Here is a 19,805-nt window from a genome sequence, read left to right on the forward strand (position 1 = left end):
ACCTCTAAATATCTTCAATAATCCGAGCGGCCAAACGGCGGGCATCCTGATCCACCTCCTGCACCATATTCAAACATGTCAGGGGAACCACATCATATTTGTCCAGACTTTCCTCGACCACACGGGCAATGTCAAGAAAACCCAGACGGCCCTGCAGGAATGCCCCGACCGCAATCTCGTTCGCCGCGTTGAGGATAGTAGGCGCAGTCCCGCCAAGACGCAATGCTTCTCTGGTCAGGCGCAGGGCCGGAAAACGTTCTTCGTCCGGTTCCTCAAAATCAAGTCGGCCCAATTCAGCCAAGTTCAGTTTCTTCGCCGGCGTCGTCAGCCGGTTCGGCCAGCCCAGAGCATAGGAAATCGGAATTCGCATATCCGGTGAGCCCAATTGCGCCAGTACCGAACCATCACGATAGGTCACCATACTGTGGATAACCGATTGAGGATGGACCACCACCTCAATTTGGCTCTCCGTGACCGGGAACAGGTGATAGGCCTCTATCATCTCCAGGCCTTTGTTCATCATCGTCGCAGAATCCACAGAGATTTTCGCCCCCATATCCCAATTAGGATGCGCCACGGCCTCAGCCGGAGTAACGTGCCGCATGTCTTCCAGGGACCGGTTGATAAAGGGCCCGCCAGATGCCGTCAGCGTAATACTGTCTACGCCTGCCGCACGGTCAAAATCGAACACCTGAAAAATGGCGTTATGCTCGGAATCCACCGGCAAGAGTGTCGCTGCATGGGCTTCCACCTCTTGCATCATCAGATCCCCGGCGCAGACCAGACATTCCTTGTTGGCAAGCGCCACAGTAGCGCCACGCCGAACCGCCGACAAGGTGGGCCGCAAGCCTGCCGCGCCCACAATCGACGCCATTACCCATTCCGCCGGCAGATGTGCCGCCTCGTCCAGGGCACCCTGCCCTGCGGATACGGCAATATCCGTGCCCGCCAGGGCTTCTTTCAATTGTCCGTAACAGCTTTCATCCCCAATGACCGCTGACCGCGCGTTAAATTCACGCGCCTGCCGGCCCAAAAGATCAACGTTTTTATGCGCCGTCAAGGCCACGACATCATAAGCCTGAGGGTCCTGAGCAATTAAATCAAGCGTATTGCAGCCGACCGAGCCTGTGGAACCGAGAATCGTAACGGTCTTAGGCTCACACACGCGCCCCGCTTGATCAGATGACACTTTCATTTAAACTCCACCATTTACAGATATAGAAACAAGGCCACGACCGGCGCGGCAAAAACCACGCCGTCTACCCGGTCCATTATGCCACCGTGTCCCGGAATGATGGCGCCCGAGTCCTTAACGGCAAAATGACGCTTCAGGGCCGATTCAAAGAGATCGCCAATCTGGCTCCAGATGGCGAGCCCCGCCGCAATCGGAACCACCCATTGCCATGTCCAAACAACATGTACAGCAGCGAGATCAAAATAATATCCCGCAATCAGACCCGTTATCACGGCCGTCAGCGCCCCACCGACAAGACCCGCCCAGGTCTTGTTAGGGCTGATGCGGGGTGCGAGTTTCGGTCCACCAATATTCTTCCCGGCAAAATAAGCGCCCGTATCCATAGACCATACTATAATCATGCACCACAACACAATAAATCCGCCAAGTTCCACTGTCTCCCGCAGCCAAATCATCGACGCTGCCGGCACCGCGGCATAAAGCGCGCCCAATACCGCATAATGGGGTTTTATCCTGAAAATAAAAGCAACCGGAACAAGGCTGACCAGCAACCCGCCCCAGACATAAGGCGCCGGTACATCTGCAATGCCATCAAAGACAATCATCAGGATCAACAACGCCTGAATATAAAAAACCGCATTCAGCGGTCTCTTTTCACAAATTCCGTTCCATTCAAACAAAATCAGGATCGAAAACAACGCCACAAATACCTGATAAACCACCCCGCCCTGCAAAATGATAAAAATTGCAATAGGAAGCATGACCAAGGCTGAAAGGACTCGCAGCATCAGTCCGCTCTTTTTGGCAGGGGGTGGGGATTTTTCGGTCATATAATATCAGGGTCTCGCGCCAAAGCGGCGGTCACGTCCGCCGTATTCATCCAGCGCCTGCTCAAGAACCTCACGGTTAAAATCAGGCCACAACACGTCCAGAAACACGAATTCCGCATAGGCAATCTGCCACAACAGAAAATTACTGATCCGCTGTTCACCGCTTGTGCGGATAATCAAATCGGGATCGGGAATATCATGGGTGTGCAGCTTACCGGAAAATGTTTCTTCCGAAATATCTTCAGGTGAAATTTTCCCAGCCTGCACCTGTTCGGCAAGCTTCCGCGCCGCATCGACGATCTCTGCCCGGCCGCCATAACTCAACGCCAGCGTCAGGCACAGCCGGCTGTTATTCAGCGTTCTCTGTTCCGCCGCCTCAATCAGCGCCCGGATATCCGGGCTCAGTTTTGACCGGTCACCAATGAAGGCCAAACGAATATTTTTATCATCCAGTTCATCGACTTCCTTGGTCAGGTAACGGTGCAATAATCCCATAAGATCATTGACTTCATCTTCCGGCCGGTTCCAGTTTTCCGATGAAAAGGCATAAAGCGTGAGATATCTGATCCCCAGATCAATGGCGTCTTCAACACAGCGCCGGACGGCGTCCGCGCCCCGTTTATGCCCTGCGACTTTAGGCAGCATACGCTTTTTGGCCCACCGTCCATTGCCATCCATAATAATGGCGACATGAACGGGAGGTTCGGAATTTTTACTTTTTTTCCGGGAAGCGAAACCTTCCTTCACCATCAACATGAACCGGGTTTACTCCTTACACCTGCATAATTTCTTTTTCTTTGATTTCCGTCGTTGCATCGACGTCCTTGATCATTTCGTCCGTCAGTTTTTGGATCTGATCAGAATAGTTTTTTTGTTCATCCTGACTGATTTCACTGTCTTTTTCCAGCCTTTTGATTGTATCCATACCGTCCCGACGCACGTTACGAATGGCGATGCGGGCCTGTTCGGCATATTTACCGGCGACCTTGGTCAATTCCGCACGACGCTCTTCGTTAAGTTCCGGGATCGGAATGCGCAACGTCTGACCGTCCGTGACCGGGTTCAGGCCAAGTCCGGCATTACGAATGGCTTTTTCCGTCGCCGCAACCATGGTTTTATCCCAAATCTGCACACTGATCAGGCGGGACTCAGGTGTTGAAACCGTCGCCACCTGATTGAGAGGCATTTTAGAGCCATAGGCATCCACAACCACCGGGTCAAGAAGATGAACCGACGCCCGACCTGTCCGCAGGCCGGCAAATTCATTTTTCAGATTTTCGATCGCGCCATTCATCCGGCGCCGCAGGTCATTAAGATTTATTTCAGCTGACATTTTAGCTTACTCCTTGCATATAATAGTAAATTCACCGCTACCGCACATCACGCGGGCAAATTCGCCATGCTTATGAATTGAAAAGACAACAATGGGAATATCATTTTCCCGCGCCAATGCAATTGCCGAGGCGTCCAGAACTTTCAGATCTTTGGTCAGAACCGTATGATAATCAAGTCTGTCATATTTTTCCGCCGTCGGGTCAGTTTTGGGATCCGCTGTGTAAACACCGTCCACCTGGGTGCCTTTCAGCAGCCCGTCACAGCCCATTTCCGCCGCCCGCAGCGCCGCCGCCGTGTCGGTGGTGAAGAATGGATTACCAGTGCCGGCAGCAAAGACCACAACACGGCCCTTTTCCATATGGCGTATTGCCTTGCGCCGAATATAAGGTTCACACACAGACGCGATCGGAAATGCGGACTGGACCCGGGTATCGACGCCTTCCTGTTCAAGGGCGTTTTGAATGGCGATAGAATTCATCACGGTGGCCAGCATTCCCATATGGTCGGCAGAGGTTCGGTCAAACCCGCTCGCCACGCCTGTCATTCCCCGGAAAATATTACCGGCGCCCACCACAAGACAGACCTGAACACCAAGTTCCTGTACGGTCTTTATTTCGCGGGCGATTCGGCTGACCATCTTGGGGTCAATACCATAGTCCAGTTCCCCCATAAGGGCCTCACCGGAAAGTTTTAACAAAACGCGTTTATACTGGGGGGTATCAGTCATTATCACCCTTTACCTTTGGCCTTATTCGCGTCGCTTGAACGACGTCTTGAACTTATTTATAAAATTTATAGGGCAGAATATACAATTCGGGCCCAAATGCGAATAAACTTTTACATTAATTCGCAAATGAGCCCGAAATAAGGTGTTATTTACCTACGGCAGCAGCAACTTCAGCAGCGAAATCGCCTTCTTCTTTTTCAATGCCGTCACCAAGTTCAAGACGAACATAGCCCGTCAGCTTGATATCCGTACCGGCAGCTTTGGCAGCATTCTCGATGACCTTGGCGATTTTTGTTTCGCCGTCAACGATGAATGTCTGCTCCATGAAGACAACTTCCTGATAGAATTTTGACATCCGGCCAACAATCATTTTTTCAATAATGTTGTCAGGTTTGCCTGATTCCCGCGCCTGTTCGATCAGAACATTACGCTCGCGCTCAACCGCTTCCGGATCAAGTTCTTCGGTTGTCATCGCCAGTGGGGATGTCGCCGCCACATGCATGGCCAGCTGTTTCCCCAAGGCAGTCAGCGTTGCTTCGTCCGCAGCGGACTCAAGCGCCACCAGAACCGCGATCTTGCCGAGGCTTGGCGCGACGCTGTTATGGATGTATGTCGCGACAATACCGTTATCAACAGAAAGTCCAGTCGCACGACGGAAATTCATATTCTCGCCGATGGTGCCGACGGCTTCGGTCAGCTCATCTTTGACAGAACGGCCTGTGCCGGGATAGGCGGCCGCCGCTGTTGCGTCAAAGTCGCCATTATTTTCAAGGGCAACCGCCGCAACATTTTTCACGATGTTCTGGAAACCTTCGTTCCGGGCGACAAAGTCAGTTTCGGAGTTGACTTCAACCGCAACAGACGTCGTACCGTTAGTCGCAACCGCCACCAGACCTTCGGCCGCAACACGACCTGATTTCTTGGCCGCTTTCGCGATACCCTTCTGACGCAACCAGTCCATGGCCGCTTCGACATCACCGTCGTTTTCTTTCAAGGCGTTTTTACAATCCATCATACCTGCGCCGGATTTCTCGCGCAGTTCTTTAACAATAGCAGCTGTAATCTGAGCCATCATTCTTCCTTTAAACTGTGATAATAATCGTGAAAGCCCGGTTCATCCGGGCTTTCACATCTATTGAACCTACTCAGAAGCGGCAGCTTTTTCAGCAGACGCCTCTTCCGCAGGGGCTTCTTCGGCTGGCGCTGCTTCAGCAGCCAGTTCTTCAACAACAGGGGCAGCTTCCGCTGCGCCAAGGTCGACACCCTGGTCAACCATTTCCTGCTGAATACCGTCGAGAACCGCACCGGCAACCAGATCACAATAAAGCTGAACCGCACGGGTCGCGTCATCATTCCCTGGAACCGGGAATGTTACGCCGTCCGGGTTACAGTTTGTGTCAAGAACGGCGACAACGGGAATGCCAAGTTTGTTGGCTTCCTGAATGGCCAGTTCTTCTTTATTGGTGTCGATGACAAAGATGATGTTCGGAATGCCGCCCATATCTTTGATACCGCCCAGCGCCCGCTCCAGTTTGTCACGCTCGCGTGTCATCTGCAGCAGTTCTTTCTTGGTCAGGCCAGTCTGTTCATTGTCCAGCTTCTCATCAAGTTCTTTCAGACGCTTGATGGATTTGGAAATGGTCTGCCAGTTGGTCATCATGCCACCGAGCCAGCGGTGATTGACGTAATACTGACCACAACGTTTCGCGGCTTCGGCGATCGGGCCAGAGGCCTGACGCTTTGTACCAACGAAAAGAACACGACCACCAGCGGCCGTAACGTCACGGACCTGTTCCAGCGCACGGGCCAGCAAAGGCACGGTCAGGGACAGATTGATGATATGAACTTTATTGCGGGCACCAAAGATGTATTCTTTCATCTTCGGGTTCCAACGGTGGGACTGATGTCCAAAATGTACACCAGCTTCCAAAAGCTGACGCATCGTAAATGTAGGCGTTGCCATACGATTTTTCCTTTTTTTCCGGTTAATCCTCCGCGAGAGTGTGGCCCCTTATGGGACACCGGAAAGTTTTCCTCAATATGTAGGAGGTCAACTTAATTCCCGCGTGTGAAGTAGGCGCGTAATAGCGCCCTTTCAGCCAAAGATCAAGGGGTTTCTGCCCCCACCATCAAATTTATCCGTTTTTCAGATCAATGGCGGTGCGGGTGCGGGTCTGGTCGACATCTTCATAACCGGCCGCGGCCGGAATCTTGCGGAAACTGACCTTGTCGCCCTCGATCACTTCCGGGGTGACGGTCACGATCTCGCGCTGACCCAACAGTTCCAGAGCCTCCGCCACAGACCGCGCCTGACCGAGCATTTTCAGGTTCATCATGGTCGGGAACATCAGAACCCCGTCGGATTCCTCCACCAGCTTCATGGGATACATCCATTGCACCTCGGTGATCTCATGTCCATCCGGGCTCGGCAGTTGGCCGGTCGGCGCCACGGTCAGGTAGAAACGGGTGTCAAAGCGCACCGGATAGACTTCCGGCGTGATCCAGTGGGCAAAGGGATAACAATCCCCCATATCCAGCGTCACGCCCGACCGGGCGAGGAAATCCGCCAACGTCAGGCTGCCGTCGAGAAACGCCTGACGATAATCCCGGTCCAGCGCCGCCCGGCCCGCCTCGTCGATGGCCTGACCCGCTTGCGTACCGATCACCAATCCGGTTTCCTCGAACACTTCCCGCAGCGCTGCATAGCGCAACCCGCGAAACTCGGCCGAGATATCCGCCGCCGCATCCTTTTGATCCTGTTCTTCCAACGCCCGATCCGCCGGATCAAGCTTGCCACCGGGAAAAACATAAGCCCCCCCGGCAAAACGAATTTTCTGATGGCGTTTGACCATCAGGATTTGCAGGGCGCCATAGCGGTCATGCACCGCCCCGTCCCGGATAATCAGAACAGAGGCGGAATCTTTCGCTTCTACAGGCGCGGATGCAGGCGTATCGGTCATACGAGCAGTCTCTTCAGGTTAAAATATCGTGCCCCAGCTATACCCTTTGCCGCGCGGGAAAGAAAGGGGCGAACCTGAAAAGAATATGCTTAATCCCCACAGACTTTGGCATAACGTTCATTTTCCCGGGCAAACATGGCGCGGATCACATCACCGTCGGACGGTTCCACCTGAAAGGTTTCCGGGTCCCACTGACGGCGTTCCGTGGCGAAAAAATCACCGCCGTAGATATGGATGCCGCCGGTAAAGCGCTGCAGCGGGTTGGTGACCGAATGAATGGCGTTGGCGTCCAGCGTCGCCACATCGCTTTCAAACAGGCAATTGGCGGCATAGGCCTCCAGGCCGTTATCGCCCTCGCGCCATAGAATATTATCCTCGCGCCCGGCATAGATGCCGATCAGGGCCCACATCTTGTGATCATGGGCCAGCAAATTCATTTGCGGCGTCCAGCTGGCGGCAAAGATGGTCAATGTCGGGGAAGACAGTAATACATCGAGCCCGGCGGCTTTCGGTTTCCCCAGTCCGGCCAGTACCGCGCCCGGCCGGGACACCGCCCGCGCCAGAACCTCTCGTACTGCCGCAACCGGATCCGTTTCCATGTGAGCCCAAATGCAGTCCTCGACAAATCTGTCCCGGTCAAAGCGCGCTCCTGCCCCGCCGCCGGTTCCGGTTGTGGCGGTAAACCGCATCTTTTGCGGCATTTCATGGGCAAGGACGGGTTTTACGGCCATGCTGGCGGCTCCTCCGATTAAAAGACTGCGACGGGTCAGGCTTAACGTCATGATATCTCTCCTCTTCAGTATAATATAAATTGTCTCCCGACAGAATTGTATTTTCCCACATTTCACTCAAGTCAATAATCTGGACTTGATTGCAGTGTTAGCCTGTGGTCGAATGAATGCCGCCCTTTGAGAAGGAGAAAAGGATGACATTCGGACAATTCTGCCCTGTGGCTCTGGCCTCGGAAGTTCTGACCCAGAAATGGATGCTGCTGATCATTCGTGAACTTACCGCCGGCAGCCAGCGGTTCAACGACATCCGCCGCGGTGTGCCCCGTATTTCCGCCACCCTGCTCAAGCAACGCCTGGATCAGCTGGAACATGCCGGGATCGTGCGCCGCACCCCGCAGAGTAAAGCCGCCACCCCCGCTTACCAACTGACCGAGGCCGGGCGCGACCTGAAACCGGTGCTCGGGGCCATCGGCGAATGGGGCCAGCGCTGGGCCCGGGAAATTGAAGAAGATGATCTCGACGCCGGTTGGCTGGTCTGGGGCATGCATCGCCGGCTGGATCTCGCCCAGATGCCGCCGGGTCAAACCGTGCTCGAAATTGAATTCACCGATGCGCCAAAGGACAAACGGTTTTTCTGGCTGGTTTGCGGTCCCGATAAAGTGGATGTCTGTCTCAAGCCCCCCGGACATGAGGTTGACCTTGCGGTGAGCACCGATGTGCGCACTCTGGGCGAGGTCTGGCGCGGCATTCGCCCGTTACAGCCGGAACTCGCCGCCGGCCGCGTCAGGCTCACCGGCCCCCGCCCCTTGCAACAGGCCTTCCCCGACTGGCTGATGCTCAGCATTTTCGCCGGGATAGAAAGGCGGCGCTAAAGGATGTCAGCGCGTGTCATCCCCTCATGCCAGCGAAGGCCGGCATGCAGAAATCAGTCACAAACATAATAATTACGTACTATACCAAGAAATATCCAACCCCTCTAACGCGCCAAGATACTCATCACGCGTGATAAAGCCAACGCAGGGAAAAGCGCCTCTTACTTTTACGTCATCATTGGCAAGTTTTTTTGCCATTAAGATGGCAGGCATCGTCGGGATATAAGGGCCATCACCTGAACGGGCAGTGAGTTCAAATGTTATTGACTTTGCGGCTCCAGCACGCCCCTTACCGGACAATGTCATATGGAAGGCACTAGTATCCGTGCCCAGAAAATCAAAAAGATGTGATATGCGCAACATCAGTGGGGCAACCTTCTCCAGATTCCGTATCCCGCCTATCCGCACCATCCCTGAAAGCATCCAGAGGGTGAGGTGAATAAACGAAATTTCAAGCCCAGCGTAGAATCGAATGGTTTTAAGTCCCGGGTATCGTTTTGGAAATAAAGCTAAATCAGGGACATCGCAATATGCCAAGAACCGCCGACCAAGCATTCTATATTTCCGCGCCCGCAACCCCTGCCACCCGAAGACATGGCACCACTCCCCCTCAATCAAAGTCTTGATCGGCTTGCCCACATAGCCAAGAATAGCCTCAGTTGTGGCAAGCCCACGCGCCGTTTTCTGTGCTGTTGTAATACCGTAGTCCAGAACTTCGAGGATGCTAAACTCCCCTTTATAATAATCAACCAACGCAGCTGTCAGGCATGGCACTGAACTTGCGCCACTCACAACAAGGACATCATTTTTTTTTGCTTGGCCATCCAGTTCACCAATACCTGCTACAAAATCACGCCCATCTGCCAAATCAATATAATGTATGCCTTGATCAATACAGATATTGGCAACGTCATATCCTTGTGACTGAAAGGGCCCAGATGTGTGAATTACAATATGAGGAGCTATTGAGGATAATGCTTCTGAAAATTTTTGGTTAATATCTGTGTAACAAACTTCAACATCATTCACGGCGTCAATCGTTGCGGCAAGACGTTTTGCTTTTTCTAGCGAACGTCCTGCAATAATAACACGAATATTTTTCTCCTGCGCCAGTGATTTCGCGATAAACCACCCGAAGTTTCCATACCCTCCAATGATAAGAACGCGTTTAATCATATGTTTTTCTTGACCTTAAAACGCCCACCATACTGATAAACCTTTCCCCACCACGGATGCGTAATAGTAACTTTCATATCAAAGCTGTTATCATCGATGGCGATCTCTTCGGCATTACCTTCTCCCAAAAGAAATGTCAGAGGAAGCGGAATCAGACACCCAAACAAGTGAAAAACATATCCTTTATGTTTAAGCTTCACGCGTCCGGCTTCCCAAACATAGTGCATTCGCCAGCCAAAGCCGGACCACATAATCTCCACCACTTCATTATCTTTAATCTGCATCATTCTAGAATTAAAGCTGTAAGGTTTGCGTGTTTTGAAATTAAAAATGCGCCTGAAATGAAAAAAATTACTCTCTTCATCACTCTCGAAATTCACTACTACAGAAACATCCACCTCCGTATGTGGCGGAATACCACGCATAAGCCAAAAAATTGGCGCTAGGAATTTTATAGGTCCCGCACACATGACATCCAATGTCCCTTCAACTGTCGCCAAATCGGTTGTATAGGGACGATTGGCATAATGTTTATGCATTACGGGGGGAAGTTTATTCCAATCTTCGCCAAAAATAGTTTTAAATATAGGGTCTTGTGTCATACTGGTTTCATCACCATCAAAAAGAAAACAGCAACAAGCCCAATGAATGCTGGGCAACCGAGGATGAACCAAATTTTGAAGAGGGAATGATAACGTTCTGGTAAGTCTGTTTTTTCTGAAACGCTTTCCAGAATTTTCTTGAGCTCAATTTGAATCCAGACGACCGGCAACCAACAGGCCCCCGCAATCGCGTAAATCACATATGTGATCACCAGCCAAGGTACCGTCCAGTCGTATCCAACTTGCCAAACTAGCCAGAACCCTGTTACAGGCTGAATAATCACGGCAGGCAAGGTAAAGATATAGTCAGCAAGAACTGTTGTCCGCACGGCATATAGTTTCGCCGCATGGTCAGCTCCAAAGTAAGAACGGAACATGAAGAACGCAATCCCGACACCAGTGCCAAACACTATCGTCGAGCTTATGATATGTAACGTCCTGATAATAAGATATGGATCAATATCCACCATTTATTCCCCCAGCCCCTTAAATCTCGCTTTAAATCTCCCGGGCATCCATCACGCCCTTCATGGTGATCAGCGCACTTCTGATGTCAGGTGAAACTTTATATTTATCTTTTAATTCTATATCGATATCATACTCATCTTCATCCTTCACTTTAATTTTGAAAGTGACAAAACCCCGGCCGCCCTTGTGGTTGTCGAGTATTTCGCGGATGGCGGTGATGTTGCTGGCGTCGGTGAGGAATATCTCCAGCCCCTTGGCGCTGTTGGCCGCCACCACCTCGATCGCGGCAAAGCTTTTCGCCGTCACCCGCAGGCCGCGCTCCGGATCAATGCTCGCTTCCACGGTGGCAATCACCGAACTGCCCATCTGCAAAATTTCGTCAGCACTGTCGAGCAGTTCGGAAAACACCATCGTTTCCCAGCCGCCAAAGGCGTCGGAAAAGCCGATAAAGGCGAATTTCTTGCCGCGCTTGTTCTTCATCACCCGGATGGTCTGCACCGTCCCGGCGAGCTTCACTGTACCGCCGCCCTTTGCTTTACGTTCCAGTTCGGTCGAGGGCAGGATTTTCTGGCGCTCGAGAATGACTTTATAGGCATCAAGAGGATGGGCCGAGAGGTAAAAGCCAATGGCGTCTTTTTCATGGTTGAGCCGGACAATCAATTCCCAGTCCCGCGCTTCCGGCAGGGCAAGGGCCTGCGGTTCGACCACATCGCCGAACAGGCTGACCTGATTGCTGTTGCGGGCTTCGGTGGCGGCGCTGGCCTGTTTCAGGATCATCTCGACCGACGCCAGCATCTGGGCCCGGTTAGGGTTGATGCTGTCAAAGGCCCCGGCCTTGGCGAGGTTTTCCAGCGCCCGTTTATTGACATGCTTGGTGTCGAGCCGGTTACAGAAATCAGCCACATCCTTGAACGGGCCGTTCTTGTCCCGCTCCTTGATCAATTGCTCCATCGCGCCAGAACCGACATTCTTCAGCGCCGCAAGACCATAACGCACCCCGCGCAGAATACCGTCGCCTTGCGCGCCGCCGACATTATCTTCGTCCGCCTTGCCCGGCACCACCTCGACCGAGAATTCCACCAGAGATTTATTGATATCAGGCGGCAAAATCGGGATGCCGAGGCTGACGACTTCCTGTTTGAAGATCGCCAGCTTATCGGTGTTATTGAGGTCGAGCGACATGATCGCCGCCATAAATTCCACCGGATAATTGGCCTTGAGATAAGCGGTGTGGAAAGACACCAGCGCATAGGCCGCGGCGTGAGATTTATTAAAGCCGTAACCGGCGAATTTCGCCACCTGATCGAAAATACCCGCCGCCTGCTTGGGATCTACGCCCTTCTTGGCGGCCCCATCCTGAAAGCGGGCGCGCTGCTTGTCCATCTCGGCCGCGATCTTCTTGCCCATGGCCCGGCGCAGCAAATCCGCTTCGCCGAGGGAATAGTCCGCCAGCACCTGGGCGATCTGCATCACCTGTTCCTGATAGATGATCACGCCATAAGTCTCGGTGAGGATTTCGGTGAGCAGAGGATGCAGATAGTCCGGGTCTTTCTCCCCATGCTTACAGGCGACATAGAGCGGAATATTGTCCATCGGCCCCGGTCGATAGAGCGCCACGACCGCAATGATATCCTCGAACATGTCGGGCTTCATCTGCACAAGCACATTCTGCATGCCGCTACTTTCCAACTGGAAGACGCCGATGGTCTTGCCGCTGGACAACAGGTCGAAGCTCGGTTGATCCACCAGCGGCACCTGTTCCAGATTGACCGTGATGTCGCGCAGGGCGATATGTTCCACGGCCTTGGCCAGCACCGTCAGGGTCTTCAGGCCAAGAAAGTCGAATTTTACCAGTCCGGCCTGCTCGACAAATTTCATGTTGAACTGGGTCACCGGCATATCGGACCGCGGATCACGATAGAGCGGCACCAGCTCATCCAGTGGCCGGTCACCAATCACCACCCCGGCGGCATGGGTAGAGGCGTGACGGAACAGACCCTCAAGCTGCAAGGCCATTTCAATCAGGCGCGCCGTCGCCGGGTCATTGTCGCGTTCAAACCGCAGCTTTTCTTCCGATTCCAGCGCCTCGCCCAAGGTCATGGGATTAGCGGGGTTGGCCGGGATCAGTTTTGACAGTCGGTCAACCTGGCCATAAGACATCTGCAGCACCCGTCCCACGTCGCGAACCACGGCCTTGGCCTGCAGCTTCCCGAAAGTGATGATCTGCGCCACCTGGTCATGGCCGTATTTCTCCTGCACATAACGGATCACCCGGTCGCGTTTGTCCTGACAGAAATCGATATCGAAATCGGGCATGGACACCCGCTCCGGATTGAGAAACCGTTCGAACAGCAGCCCGAACCGCAAAGGATCAAGATCGGTTATCATCAGGGCCCAGGCCACCACGGAGCCCGCACCGGACCCCCTGCCCGGCCCCACCGGAATATTGTTATGCTTCGACCACTGAATAAAGTCCGCCACAATCAGAAAGTAGCCGGGAAAGCCCATCTGATTAATAATGCCAATCTCAAATTCCAGACGATCCCAATAGGGCTTGGCGATCTCGTCGCGCTTTTCCGGGTCCGTTTCTTCATGAAAGACATGTTGCTCAAGGCGCTGATCCAGACCGTCACGGGCCATCTTTTCCAGCGCTTCCGCCTCACTGATATCCTCATAATCCGCCGCCGTCTTGTCCATACCATCGGTAAAATTCGGCAGGATCGGATCAATCGTCGGTACCTTGAAGGCGCAGCGCCGGGCAATCACCAGCGTATTCTGAACCGCCTCCGGCAGGTCTTCGAACAGGTCCGCCATTTCCTCGGCGGATTTAAAATAATGTTCAGGGGTCAGTTTCCGGCGGTCATCCTGCTCGACATAATTGCCGCCCGCGATACAGAGCAGAGCGTCATGGGCCTGATGCATCTTACGTTCCGGAAAGAACACCTGATTGGTCGCCACCAGCGGGATATCATGTGTGTAGGCGAGTTCGAGAAAATCTTCCTCTGTTGCTTCTTCCGGCGTCATGCCGTGGCGCTGAATTTCCATGTAGAGGCGATCTGGAAACAGGCTTTTCAGCTTGTGCATCACCGCTTCGGCCTTCTCGCGGCCCTGGGGAGTGCCGGTGATCAGATATTTGCCCATCGGCCCTTCCGGCCCACCCGTAAGACAGATGATATCGTCCGTGTAGCCGCCGAGGTCATCAATATTCAACTGCGGGGTTTCGTGGCCATCGCCGCCGAGATGGGCCTTCGAGACCAGCTTCATCAGATTTTGATAGCCGCGTTCGGTCTGGGCAAGCAGCACCAGCCAGCCGGGTTCCGGCGTTTTGAAACTGCGGCTGTCCTGTTCGACCGCGTGGCGAATGGCCAGAGAACAACCAATGATCGGTTGCACCCCGGCCCCGGGCAAGGTTAACGAGGCTTCCAGCGCGCCGAACATGTTATTGGTGTCGGTCACCGCGACTGCTGGCATATTATGGGCGGCGCAGAGTTTGCCCAGCGCTTTCACATGCACGGCCCCCTCGGACAGGGAATAGGCCGAATGCAATCGCAAATGAACAAAAGAAGAAGCCGTCATCTAGAAAAAATATCCTATCGCCAAAACCCAATGATCGCCGCCATGGCGCTGAATTCGATTATATATTGTCCGCCGTAAATTGCCAGCAGCCGAAAACTACGGCCTTCGAAACCATGTAACGCCCCCAGTTGCGTGGTCATAATGCCAAGCCCGATCAGACATCCGACCGCCAGAGACTGCACACCGCCGAGATCGGCAAGCGTAATGAGTACCGCCAATGTGAAGGCGCTGACCAAACCAAGCAGGCCCGACAGCATCAGGGGGCCACGCGCAGCAATCAACTGATCTTTTTCCTGTCCCACTTCCGAAAGCCACATGGGCCCGAAAACCACAGGCGAGAACCACAGCACGCCGAGGATAAACTTGAGCACGGCCGCCACAAACACTGCGGTCAGATTAATGTCCTCAAACGCCATTGGCCCTCCCGTCCCGTCTATTCCAGCAGACCGTTATGCAACGTCACACAACGGTCCATTTTCCGCGCCAGATCCTTGTTATGGGTGGCAACCAGAGCCGAGATACCTTCTTCCCGCGACAGACGCAGCAATTCATTCATCACACCGTTGCCGGTCATTTCATCAAGATTGCCCGTCGGTTCATCGGCAAGCAGAATTTTCGGCTTGTTAATCAGAGCACGGGCGATGGCGACCCGTTGCTGTTCCCCCCCGGACAGTTCCGACGGCCGATGATCAACCCGTGCGCCAAGCCCGAGCTTGGTGAGCAACGCTTCTGCGTGCTTTGCCGCCTCGGATTTCGACAGGCCCGCGACGATCTGCGGCAGCATCACATTTTCCAATGCGTTGAATTCAGGCAGCAAATGATGAAATTGATAGATGAAGCCCACGTCATGGCGACGAATACGGGTGCGTTTGCGATCAGACAGTTTGCCACAGGCCGCGCCGTCAATCACAACTTCCCCGGAACTGGCATGATCCAGCAGACCCGCGATCTGCAACAAGGTCGATTTCCCGGACCCGGAGGCCCCGACCAGTGTCACCACCTCGCTCTTTTTCAGGGTAAAATTCACCCCGCGCAGGATATGCAGGTCCTTGTCGCCCTGAATAAAGTGGCGGTGAATGTCCTGCAGCTCAAGAATACTCTCAGTCATAGGTCGCGCCCCTTACTCATACCGCAATGATTTAACCGGATCGACCTTCGCCGCCCGCCAGGCCGGCAACAGGGTCGCGAAGAAGCTCATGCCAAGAGACACGAGAATGACAATGGTAACCTCGGTCGGTTCCACAATCGCCGGAACTTCTGACAGGAAACGCACCTCCCCCTCCCACAGGCTGAGACCCGTCATTCGTTCGATAAAATTCAGAATTTCCTGAACATTATAAGCTATCGCCAGACCACAGATCGTCCCCAGCAGGGTCCCGACCATGCCGATGCAGGAGCCGACAATGAAGAAAATCCGCATGATAGAAGCGCTTGTCACCCCCATGGTGCGCAGGATCGCCACATCGCGGGTCTTGTTCTTCACCATCATGATCATCGTGGAAATGATATTGAAGACCGCCACCAGAATGATAAAGGACAGGATGATAAACATCACATTGCGTTCCACCTGCAGTGCATTGAAGAAACTCTGATTGAGCACCCGCCAGTCGACCAGCCGTCCTCCGGGGCTGATTTCCCGCATGGCCTGCTGTACCACAGGGTAAAGTTCAGTGATCATATCGGGATGGGTCAGGCTGATTTCCAGCGCCGCCACCTGATCATCATATTGAAAATAGCTCTGGGCGGCTTTTAACGGCAGGAAGAAATAGCCGGTGTCATAATTATATTCACCGACTTCGAAAATCGCCCGGATTTGATAATTGGCGATGCGCGGCACGGTGCCAAAAGGCGTAACCCGTCCGCGCGGCGTAACCAGTGTCACCAGATCACCCGGCGACAAGCCGTATTTATCCGCGAGGCGTTTGCCAATCAGAATGTCATTATCGCCGGTGCCGAAATCATTCAGATCCCCGACTTTGATATTATCGGCGATCAGCGGCATATGGCGTATGTCTTCCGGTTTCACCCCGCGCACCAGAGCCGGGACGCTGTAACTGCCAAAAGTTGCCAGGGCATGGCCTTCGACAATGGGCAGAACTTTCACCACATGATCGACTTTCTTCAGATGCGCGACGGCGTCGTCATAGTCGTTCATCCGGCCACCGACCGGCTGATAAAGCATATGACCATTAAAGCCGATGACCTTGCTGAGCAATTCTTCGCGGAAGCCGTTCATCACCGACATGGTGACAATCAGCACCATTACGCCAATGGCGATCCCGAGAAGGGAAAACAGCGCCACAAGGGTCACAAACCCTTCGTTGCTTCTGACTTTCAGATACCTGAAAGCCACCATCCATTCATGCGCCCGGAACATGGCGTCTCCCCTTGCTTGAACTTTTTAAGATACTTTTTTCAGTGCGTCTTCCAGCGACAGTTCTTCCCGCTCTCCGGTTGCGCGATTTTTCACTTCAACCACGCCATTCTTCAAACCACGGGGACCGATAATCAACTGCCAGGGCATACCCGCTAAATCCATGTCGGCAAACTTGCCGCCCGCGCCCATGTCACGATCATCATAGAGCACCTCGACACCCGCATCACCAAGTTGACGATAGATATCGTCGCAGGCCGCTGTGCATTCGTCGTCTTTAGTCCGCAGATTGATCAGTCCCACTTTGTAAGGGGCAACCGCTTCCGGCCAGATGATGCCGTTATCATCGTGATTGGCTTCGATCAGGGCGCCCACCAGACGCGACACGCCGATACCGTAAGATCCCATTTCCACCGGCACGAGGTTGCCGTCAGGGCCCGCGACCTTGGCGTTCATGGCCTCGGAATATTTGGTGCCGAAGAAGAAAATATGGCCGACTTCAACGCCTTTTGCGGTGCGCAGGTCAGCCGCGGGAACCGGGCAATTGTCCGGATCATGCTTTTCTTCTTCCATGGCATAGAGGCTTTGCAGTTTCTCTACCGTTTCAGGATCAATGTCCCCGGCCAGACTGGCCAGATTGAAATCCTCGATTGCCTTGTCGTAATGCAACGTACTTTCACCGGTTTCGGCCAGAATCTGGAACTCATGGCTAAGATCACCTCCAATGGCCCCCGCGTCAGCCCGCACCGGGATAGCCACCATGCCAAGCCGCGCAAAAGTACGCAGATAAGCCACATACATTTTGTTATAGGTAATCCGCGCCGCATCTGTATCAATGTCAAAGCTGTAATTGTCTTTCATCAGGAATTCACGGCCGCGCATGATGCCGAACCGGGGACGGATCTCGTCACGGAACTTCCACTGAATATGATACAGCATCTTTGGCAGGTCTTTGTAGGTCTTGACGTTATTGCGGAACAGGTCCGTGACCATTTCCTCATTGGTCGGCCCATAAAGCATTTCCCGGTCATGGCGGTCGGTGATGCGCAGCATTTCCTTGCCATACGCGTCATAACGGCCGCTTTCCTGCCATAACTCCGCCGGTTGAATCGTTGGCATCAGGATTTCCTGGGCCCCGGCCCGGTCCTGCTCTTCCCGGACAATCTGTTCAATCTTGCGCAAGACACGCAGCCCCAGCGGCAACCAGATATAAATTCCGGCGCTGGTCTGGCGGATCAGCCCGGCCCGTAACATCAGGCGGTGAGACGTAATCTGGGCCTCGGCAGGGTTTTCCTTGAGAGTCGGCATAAAGCAGGATGAAAGACGCATAACGGGGACCTTGTGTAATATAGGGACAGTCTTGTTTTTTAAGTTCTCATTTTTATAACCGCCCACGCCTCTGATGAACAGTTTTTTGTGCTATGCCCCTCTCTTTTAACAGCCCCGGTGATGATCTCTTACTTTTCGCCCTGACCCTGTGTCCGGCAAAAGGCGATCAACCTTTCGGTAGAACCGTCATCCAGCGGTACACCGTCCAGCATCGCCCGCCCGTCTTTCACCGTGATAATCCCCAGAATCATTTCTCCCGTCAGGCCGGCATTGGCTGCACCATCCCCCTGCGGGGGGCGCAATGTCAGGTTATGATCATCAAGAATCACTTGAAAAGAAATACTGTCTTCCAGATATCTGGCCAGCGCGGAAGAGGAAGATGCCGGCAAATCCGCCGGAGCAACCGCTTTCCCCGCCACATCTACCCCCGGCCTGTATGCCACATCGGCATCAGGCTTATGAGCCGTTAGCAGACGACAATCTTTCGGTTCTATTTTCAGCGTTACTTCTGCCGAAATGCTTGAAAATATTAAACTTTTGTTAATAATTATTGTTGCAAAAATACATCGCCACATTTCCCTGCTCCTTCTACCCCCTATAAACATTACGCTTTTTCCACCTCGCCCTACATGTGTTATTTTTACAACAATCCCCGACAAATTGCTTAAATTGCAAATATTGTTGATGACAGAGGCTAATCGCTCGACTATTGTCACTTTCGAACGTGAGGCCCAAGTCTGGGAGGGAAACTCTGCACCACGCTGAATAAGAAAAAGATATAAACTCAAAGAAGTTAATCATAAAATCAGCGAAAGACTATTTATTAAAAAATAAAATAATAAGCACCAAATAATAAAAAATGCAAGACTTGCGGGTCTTGCTTTTTTTATGCCTGAAATCCTGCACAATAGTAACAGACCGCATGGCTTTCCCCCCTGATCATGGTCAGGGACGAAAGCCTTAGGCCTATAGCTGTTTTTTACACGATGGTGATCAAGCCAAATTCCATGGCAGCCCAGAACGCGCCCCACAGAACAATGGTGATTCCCGTAGTGATCAGCATTTTCTTGCCAATTTGGGGCTTCACAGGTGATCCCGGCTCAATCCCGGCCTCAAATTCGTCACCGCTTTCATGATGTCCTTTAACGCCCCACGGCAAAACCATGAAGAGAACCAGCCACCAGACCACCAGAAACACCACCAGATGATTTGCTAATGTCATTGTCTATACCTCTTCCAGTTCAACCAGTGTACCGCAAAAATCTTTCGGGTGCAAAAACAGGATCGGTTTGCCATGAGCCCCAATCCGGGGTTCACCGGAACCAAGAATGCGCATGCCATCAGCGACAAGCTTGTCTTTCGCTGCATGGATATCCTCTACCTCATAACAAAGATGATGAATGCCCCCGGATGCATTCTTGTTAAGGAACCCCTGAATCGGAGAATTATCCCCCAATGGATAAAGCAATTCGATCTTGGTATTAGGCAGTTCGACAAAAACAGTAATCACACCATGATCCGGTTGCTCTACGGCTTCCGAAACAGTCGCGCCCAAGGTATCGCGATAAAGTGCGACCGCCGCATCCAGATCATTGACCGCAATGGCCACATGGTTCAGTTTTCCAATCAT

21 protein-coding genes are annotated in these 19,805 nt (G+C 53.0%); 1 reads left to right on the plus strand and 20 read right to left on the minus strand.

Going from position 1 to position 19,805, the window contains the following annotated elements; genetic code table 11:
• Positions 1–4: 4 nt before the first annotated feature.
• From FIV45_RS10760 to FIV45_RS10800, 9 genes are all read right to left on the minus strand, one after another.
• Positions 5–1,195, minus strand: a complete 1,191-nt coding sequence (locus FIV45_RS10760) for a 1-deoxy-D-xylulose-5-phosphate reductoisomerase (protein WP_099472234.1) — start codon at positions 1,193–1,195, stop codon at positions 5–7.
• A gap of 14 nt (positions 1,196–1,209) precedes the next feature.
• Positions 1,210–1,983, minus strand: coding sequence for a phosphatidate cytidylyltransferase (locus tag FIV45_RS10765; RefSeq protein WP_165776974.1), 774 nt, complete (start codon positions 1,981–1,983; stop codon positions 1,210–1,212).
• Positions 1,984–2,031: 48 nt separating this feature from the next.
• A complete protein-coding gene (locus FIV45_RS10770; RefSeq protein ID WP_099472325.1) occupies positions 2,032–2,775 on the minus strand; it encodes an isoprenyl transferase in 744 nt (247 codons plus the stop codon).
• A 22-nt stretch (positions 2,776–2,797) separates the two neighbouring features.
• Complete coding sequence (gene frr / locus FIV45_RS10775) at positions 2,798–3,358, minus strand: ribosome recycling factor (protein ID WP_099472232.1); 561 nt, start codon at positions 3,356–3,358, stop codon at positions 2,798–2,800.
• Positions 3,359–3,364: 6 nt separating this feature from the next.
• Positions 3,365–4,087 (minus strand): UMP kinase, encoded by a 723-nt coding sequence (gene pyrH, locus FIV45_RS10780; protein ID WP_099472231.1) that lies wholly within the window; start codon positions 4,085–4,087, stop codon positions 3,365–3,367.
• Between the two features lie 145 nt (positions 4,088–4,232).
• A complete protein-coding gene (gene tsf / locus FIV45_RS10785) occupies positions 4,233–5,159 on the minus strand; it encodes a translation elongation factor Ts (protein WP_099472230.1) in 927 nt (308 codons plus the stop codon).
• 69 nt (positions 5,160–5,228) lie between these two features.
• Complete coding sequence (gene rpsB, locus FIV45_RS10790; protein WP_099472229.1) at positions 5,229–6,050, minus strand: 30S ribosomal protein S2; 822 nt, start codon at positions 6,048–6,050, stop codon at positions 5,229–5,231.
• A gap of 172 nt (positions 6,051–6,222) precedes the next feature.
• On the minus strand, positions 6,223–7,047 hold the full coding sequence (locus FIV45_RS10795) for an NUDIX hydrolase (RefSeq protein WP_099472228.1): 825 nt from the start codon (positions 7,045–7,047) through the stop codon (positions 6,223–6,225).
• 89 nt (positions 7,048–7,136) lie between these two features.
• Complete coding sequence (locus tag FIV45_RS10800; protein ID WP_204602138.1) at positions 7,137–7,829, minus strand: hypothetical protein; 693 nt, start codon at positions 7,827–7,829, stop codon at positions 7,137–7,139.
• Positions 7,830–7,972: 143 nt separating this feature from the next.
• Between FIV45_RS10800 and FIV45_RS10805 the strand changes: the two genes are divergently transcribed.
• Positions 7,973–8,650 (plus strand): winged helix-turn-helix transcriptional regulator, encoded by a 678-nt coding sequence (locus tag FIV45_RS10805; protein ID WP_165776973.1) that lies wholly within the window; start codon positions 7,973–7,975, stop codon positions 8,648–8,650.
• Between the two features lie 72 nt (positions 8,651–8,722).
• Here the strand turns inward: FIV45_RS10805 and FIV45_RS10810 are convergent, their stop codons facing one another.
• The 11 genes from FIV45_RS10810 to mce form a co-directional block, all read right to left on the minus strand.
• Positions 8,723–9,826, minus strand: coding sequence for a saccharopine dehydrogenase family protein (locus FIV45_RS10810; protein ID WP_165776972.1), 1,104 nt, complete (start codon positions 9,824–9,826; stop codon positions 8,723–8,725).
• The gene (locus tag FIV45_RS10815; protein ID WP_099472226.1) at positions 9,823–10,428 is read right to left on the minus strand and encodes a DUF4166 domain-containing protein; all 606 of its coding nucleotides are present in this window, start codon (positions 10,426–10,428) and stop codon (positions 9,823–9,825) included. The genes FIV45_RS10810 and FIV45_RS10815 overlap by 4 nt, the downstream gene beginning before the upstream one ends.
• On the minus strand, positions 10,425–10,898 hold the full coding sequence (locus FIV45_RS10820) for a DUF2269 family protein (protein ID WP_099472225.1): 474 nt from the start codon (positions 10,896–10,898) through the stop codon (positions 10,425–10,427). Before FIV45_RS10820 ends, FIV45_RS10815 begins: the two co-directional genes overlap by 4 nt.
• 28 nt (positions 10,899–10,926) lie before the next feature.
• Positions 10,927–14,472, minus strand: a complete 3,546-nt coding sequence (dnaE, locus tag FIV45_RS10825; RefSeq protein ID WP_099472224.1) for a DNA polymerase III subunit alpha — start codon at positions 14,470–14,472, stop codon at positions 10,927–10,929.
• 14 nt (positions 14,473–14,486) lie between these two features.
• Positions 14,487–14,888 (minus strand): DUF1761 domain-containing protein, encoded by a 402-nt coding sequence (locus FIV45_RS10830; protein WP_099472223.1) that lies wholly within the window; start codon positions 14,886–14,888, stop codon positions 14,487–14,489.
• Between the two features lie 17 nt (positions 14,889–14,905).
• Positions 14,906–15,580 (minus strand): ABC transporter ATP-binding protein, encoded by a 675-nt coding sequence (locus tag FIV45_RS10835; protein WP_099472222.1) that lies wholly within the window; start codon positions 15,578–15,580, stop codon positions 14,906–14,908.
• A gap of 12 nt (positions 15,581–15,592) precedes the next feature.
• Entirely contained in the window at positions 15,593–16,849 is a 1,257-nt protein-coding gene (locus tag FIV45_RS10840; RefSeq protein WP_099472221.1) for a lipoprotein-releasing ABC transporter permease subunit, read from the minus strand.
• A gap of 24 nt (positions 16,850–16,873) precedes the next feature.
• On the minus strand, positions 16,874–18,175 hold the full coding sequence (gene proS, locus FIV45_RS10845; protein WP_099472220.1) for a proline--tRNA ligase: 1,302 nt from the start codon (positions 18,173–18,175) through the stop codon (positions 16,874–16,876).
• Between the two features lie 128 nt (positions 18,176–18,303).
• Entirely contained in the window at positions 18,304–18,750 is a 447-nt protein-coding gene (locus FIV45_RS10850; RefSeq protein ID WP_099472219.1) for a hypothetical protein, read from the minus strand.
• Positions 18,751–19,154: 404 nt separating this feature from the next.
• Positions 19,155–19,397, minus strand: a complete 243-nt coding sequence (locus FIV45_RS10855; RefSeq protein ID WP_099472218.1) for a DUF1467 family protein — start codon at positions 19,395–19,397, stop codon at positions 19,155–19,157.
• A gap of 3 nt (positions 19,398–19,400) precedes the next feature.
• Positions 19,401–19,805 carry a methylmalonyl-CoA epimerase gene (gene mce / locus FIV45_RS10860; RefSeq protein ID WP_099472217.1) on the minus strand — a complete coding sequence of 135 codons (405 nt, stop codon included), beginning with the start codon at positions 19,803–19,805 and terminating at the stop codon, positions 19,401–19,403.

The organism is Paremcibacter congregatus (assembly GCF_006385135.1).
Lineage (GTDB): Bacteria > Pseudomonadota > Alphaproteobacteria > Sphingomonadales > Emcibacteraceae > Paremcibacter > Paremcibacter congregatus.

What these genes read in the sequence shown, in the direction of transcription:
- FIV45_RS10760 (WP_099472234.1), bottom strand. Translation starts at nt 1,195, where the DNA reads ATGAAAGTGTCATCTGATCAAGCGGGGCGCGTGTGTGAGCCTAAGACC.
- FIV45_RS10765 (WP_165776974.1), bottom strand. Translation starts at nt 1,983, where the DNA reads ATGCTGCGAGTCCTTTCAGCCTTGGTCATGCTTCCTATTGCAATTTTT.
- FIV45_RS10770 (WP_099472325.1), bottom strand. Translation starts at nt 2,775, where the DNA reads ATGGTGAAGGAAGGTTTCGCTTCCCGGAAAAAAAGTAAAAATTCCGAA.
- frr (WP_099472232.1), bottom strand. Translation starts at nt 3,358, where the DNA reads ATGTCAGCTGAAATAAATCTTAATGACCTGCGGCGCCGGATGAATGGC.
- pyrH (WP_099472231.1), bottom strand. Translation starts at nt 4,087, where the DNA reads ATGACTGATACCCCCCAGTATAAACGCGTTTTGTTAAAACTTTCCGGT.
- tsf (WP_099472230.1), bottom strand. Translation starts at nt 5,159, where the DNA reads ATGGCTCAGATTACAGCTGCTATTGTTAAAGAACTGCGCGAGAAATCC.
- rpsB (WP_099472229.1), bottom strand. Translation starts at nt 6,050, where the DNA reads ATGGCAACGCCTACATTTACGATGCGTCAGCTTTTGGAAGCTGGTGTA.
- FIV45_RS10795 (WP_099472228.1), bottom strand. Translation starts at nt 7,047, where the DNA reads ATGACCGATACGCCTGCATCCGCGCCTGTAGAAGCGAAAGATTCCGCC.
- FIV45_RS10800 (WP_204602138.1), bottom strand. Translation starts at nt 7,829, where the DNA reads ATGACGTTAAGCCTGACCCGTCGCAGTCTTTTAATCGGAGGAGCCGCC.
- FIV45_RS10805 (WP_165776973.1), top strand. Translation starts at nt 7,973, where the DNA reads ATGACATTCGGACAATTCTGCCCTGTGGCTCTGGCCTCGGAAGTTCTG.
- FIV45_RS10810 (WP_165776972.1), bottom strand. Translation starts at nt 9,826, where the DNA reads ATGATTAAACGCGTTCTTATCATTGGAGGGTATGGAAACTTCGGGTGG.
- FIV45_RS10815 (WP_099472226.1), bottom strand. Translation starts at nt 10,428, where the DNA reads ATGACACAAGACCCTATATTTAAAACTATTTTTGGCGAAGATTGGAAT.
- FIV45_RS10820 (WP_099472225.1), bottom strand. Translation starts at nt 10,898, where the DNA reads ATGGTGGATATTGATCCATATCTTATTATCAGGACGTTACATATCATA.
- dnaE (WP_099472224.1), bottom strand. Translation starts at nt 14,472, where the DNA reads ATGACGGCTTCTTCTTTTGTTCATTTGCGATTGCATTCGGCCTATTCC.
- FIV45_RS10830 (WP_099472223.1), bottom strand. Translation starts at nt 14,888, where the DNA reads ATGGCGTTTGAGGACATTAATCTGACCGCAGTGTTTGTGGCGGCCGTG.
- FIV45_RS10835 (WP_099472222.1), bottom strand. Translation starts at nt 15,580, where the DNA reads ATGACTGAGAGTATTCTTGAGCTGCAGGACATTCACCGCCACTTTATT.
- FIV45_RS10840 (WP_099472221.1), bottom strand. Translation starts at nt 16,849, where the DNA reads ATGTTCCGGGCGCATGAATGGATGGTGGCTTTCAGGTATCTGAAAGTC.
- proS (WP_099472220.1), bottom strand. Translation starts at nt 18,175, where the DNA reads ATGCGTCTTTCATCCTGCTTTATGCCGACTCTCAAGGAAAACCCTGCC.
- FIV45_RS10850 (WP_099472219.1), bottom strand. Translation starts at nt 18,750, where the DNA reads ATGTGGCGATGTATTTTTGCAACAATAATTATTAACAAAAGTTTAATA.
- FIV45_RS10855 (WP_099472218.1), bottom strand. Translation starts at nt 19,397, where the DNA reads ATGACATTAGCAAATCATCTGGTGGTGTTTCTGGTGGTCTGGTGGCTG.
- mce (WP_099472217.1), bottom strand. Translation starts at nt 19,805, where the DNA reads ATGATTGGAAAACTGAACCATGTGGCCATTGCGGTCAATGATCTGGAT.